The organism is Burkholderia sp. E168m23 (assembly GCF_016586125.1).
Taxonomy (GTDB): Bacteria; Pseudomonadota; Gammaproteobacteria; order Burkholderiales; family Burkholderiaceae; genus Burkholderia; species Burkholderia orbicola.
In genome coordinates, this window is the sequence record NZ_BCPP01000788.1 from 1 (window position 1) to 3451 (window position 3451).

Annotated in this window: 2 protein-coding genes and 1 pseudogene; 1 reads left to right on the plus strand and 2 read right to left on the minus strand. The window is 68.8% G+C overall.

Annotated elements, in window-relative coordinates; genetic code table 11:
• Both JMF90_RS29610 and JMF90_RS29615 read right to left on the minus strand, forming a co-directional pair.
• Positions 1-1048: pseudogene (locus JMF90_RS29610) on the minus strand (MFS transporter); the annotation flags it as partial.
• A 751-nt stretch (positions 1049-1799) separates the two neighbouring features.
• Positions 1800-2711 (minus strand): LysR family transcriptional regulator, encoded by a 912-nt coding sequence (locus tag JMF90_RS29615; protein ID WP_201316799.1) that lies wholly within the window; start codon positions 2709-2711, stop codon positions 1800-1802.
• Positions 2712-2872: 161 nt separating this feature from the next.
• On the opposite strand from JMF90_RS29615, the gene JMF90_RS29620 reads away from it, so the two are divergent.
• On the plus strand, positions 2873-3451 hold a 579-nt coding region (locus JMF90_RS29620), incomplete at its 3' end, for a pyridoxal-phosphate dependent enzyme (protein ID WP_201325783.1).

Consider the following 3451-nt stretch of genomic DNA (forward strand, 5'->3'; position numbering starts at 1 on the left):
GCCGAGGTTGAACGCGCCGATGTTGACGGCCGATGCAAGGCCGCGCTCGGATGGGCCGCGCGCATCACGCGCATCTGCAGCGGCGGCACGACCGCGAACGTCGCGATCCCCCAGACCAGCAGCGTAACGCCGGCGCCCGCATGGGTGGTGGGCGAGCAGCGGGAACGCGGCCATGGTCGCGATCAGCAGCAACNGGAAGCCGATCAGCGTGCCGTCGAGCGAGCGGTCGGCGAGGCGCCCGCCCGCGATGTTGCCGATCGAGAAGCCGACGCCGATCAGCACCAGCATCGCGGTCACGAAGCCGGGCGTCGCGCCCGTCAGGTGTTCGAGCGTCGGCGCGACGTACGTATAGAGCGTGAACATCGCGCCGGCGCCGAGCACCGTCGTCCCCGAGCGCGCCGAGCACGACCGGACGCGTCAGCACGGAGAGCTCGGCGCGCAGGTCGGGCATCTTGCCGGCTTCGCCCTTCGGCAGCGCGGCGAACAGGCCGGCGATCGCGATCAGGCCGAGGCCCGCGGTCGCCGCGAACGACATGCGCCAGCCGATGATCTGGCCGAGCCAGGTCGCGGCCGGCACGCCGCCGACGTTCGCGATCGTCAGGCCCATGAACATCGTCGCGACCGCGCTGGCCTGCTTTTCGCGCGGCACGAGGCTCGCCGCGACCACCGAGCCGAGCCCGAAGAACGCGCCGTGATTGAGGCTCGTCACGAGGCGGGCGAGCAGCAGCGTCGTGTAGTCCGGTGCGACGGCCGACAGCAGGTTGCCGATCGTGAAGATCGACATCAGCGCGATCAGCGCGGAGCGGCGCGACCAGCGCGCGAGCAGCAGCGTCATCAGCGGCGCGCCGACCATCACGCCGATCGCATACGCGCTGATCAGCATGCCGGCTTGCGGAATCGACACGTGCACGCCGTCGGCGATCACGGGCAGCAGGCCCATCGGCGAGAACTCGGTCGTGCCGATGCCGAACGCGCCGGCGGCGAGCGCGAGCAGCGGCAGCGCGGCGCTGCCGCCGGGGCGGGACGGAGAGGAAGTCGTGGTGGTCACGTGGTGGACTCCTGTAAGCGGGGGACGACGGCACGAGGCCGTTGAGGACAGCGTGAAGTGTGCCTGCGTTACTTTTGCGGAAAAAGCCGTATGCGGACGAAATTATCTTGATTCCATGTCAACAATGCAGCGCGCGGGCGACGCGGGTGTGCGTGACCTATGAGTCCGTGTTTTGGCGGGATAGCCGAACGCCAAGGATTTTTGGAAAGCTTTTCGTAATGAAGAGGTGCGCAACTTCCGGACAGGGGCTGCGACGCCGTGACGGTTCGCGGCTCATGCGGAGGTATCTTGCGAGATGCTCGGGAAGTCGGCCGACGAGCATGAGATGACGCGCGGCTGCCTGGCCGGACGCGTTGCCCTGCGACAGGCGATTCTGCCGTCGCCGGCCGGTCGCAATGTCCGGCAAGCCTTTCGCCGCAAGGCGCGACAGTAAAAAAGCCCCGACCACAGGGGGGCCATGGCCGGGGCGGAAACGCATCCTCTCTTTGGCACGAGGGTTGGATGCGCGCGCAGTATATTTCGGGCCAGGACGATTCGAATCGGCGTTAAACGACCGTTTTTGGTGTCAATTTGAAAATAGCGGTATCGCGGCGTCGGACGTCGGCGTTTTGAAAGATTTTTCGATGACACGACGGTGTCGCTTCGTGTGCAAAGACATCGAAAACGACGCGATCGCGGAAGTGAATGCCGCACGTCGGTCGGCGCGGCAAGTCGCATCGCCCGACCGCGCGCCGATGCGTCCAGCGTGCATTCAGCCCGGTTCGCCGGCCGCGTCGCGGACCGCCGCGAGAAACCGCGCGACGACGGGCGACGGGGTCGCCGCCGCGCCGTCGAACACGAACTCGATGTCGAAGCGGCTCGCAAGCTCGTCGAGCGCGACGAGCCGAACCGTGCTCGGGCAGGTCGGCGATGCGCTTTCCGGCACGAACGCGCAGCCCATCCCCACCGCGACGAGGCCGATCAGCGTCGGGATATCGCTGCCGACCTGCGCGATGCGCGGCGTGAAACCGGCCTGCTGGCACTGCGTCATCAGGAACCGGTGGTGCGCGGCGGAGCGCTGCGCATCGAACCAGACGAACGGCTCGTTCGCGACGTCGGCCAGCGTGCGCGGCGCGACGAAGCGGCCGCCCGACGGTGCGGGCATCGCGAGCACGAAGCGGTCGCTGAGCAGCCGCACGCCCGTCAGGTGCGGCGCTTCCTCGCGACGCCACGCCATGATTCCGGCGTCGAGCTGGCCGCGCATCAGCGCGCTCGCCTGTTCGGCGGACAGCATCGGCGCGATCGACAGTTTCACGTCCGGGCACGCGTCGCGAAACGTTTTGAGGACGTTTGCGACGACCGGCAACGGCAGGCAGTTCGGCAGCGCGCCAAGCCGCAGTTCGCCGAGCTGGCCGGCCGCGCTGCGCAGCGCGCGCTCACGGCTGTCCTGCAGCATCGCGAGCAGGCCGGTCGCATCGCGCAGAAAGCTCGTGCCGGCCGCGGTGAGCGTGACGCCCGTCGCGCGACGGATCAGCAGCGGCGTGCCGATCGCGTCCTCCAGCTCGCGGATCTGCCGCGACAGCGCGGGCTGCACGATGCCGGCCGCGCGGGCGCCGGCCATCACGCTGCCGGCCTCGGCGACGGCGACGAAGTAGCGAAGGTGACGCAATTCGATCTGGCGCATGCGGTGCCCGGTTCGGTGGATGGATATGCCTGTAAAGCATAGCAAACGCCATTCGATGGTATTGGAAGGCATGACCGGCCTGCCGTACGATGACCGTCATCGTCGCGCTCGCTTCCTCCGGAGTCGCGTGTGTTTCCTCCGTCCTCACTGCGTCCCGTCCCATGCCGCTTCATATCCCGACCCCTTATATCCGCTCACCCATCGCGTCCCGCCGGCTCGGCAGGACCGTCCGGCTCAAGCTCGATGCGCTGCAGCCATCGGGCTCGTTCAAGCTGCGCGGCATCGGCGCCGTCTGCGAGGCGCGTCATGCGGCCGGGGCGCGGCGGTTCGTGTCGTCGTCGGGCGGCAACGCGGGCATCGCGGTCGCGTATTGCGGCCGCGAACTCGGCGTGCCGGTGCGCGTCGTCGTGCCGGAAAGCGCATCGGCCCGGGCGCGCGAGCTGATCCGCATCGAAGGCGCGGACCTCGTCGTGCACGGCGCGAGCTGGGCCGAGGCAAATGCGTTCGCGCAATCGACGCTCGACGAGCACGACGCGTTCGTGCATCCGTTCGACGACCGCGTGCTGTGGCAGGGCCACGCGACGATGATCGACGAAATGGCGGCGGCCGGTCCGAAGCCCGACGCGGTCGTGCTCGCGGTCGGCGGCGGCGGTTTGCTGTGCGGCGTGCTGGAAGGGTTGGCGCGCAACGGCTGGCACGACGTGCCGGTCGTCGCGGCCGAGACGGAAGGCGCCGACTGC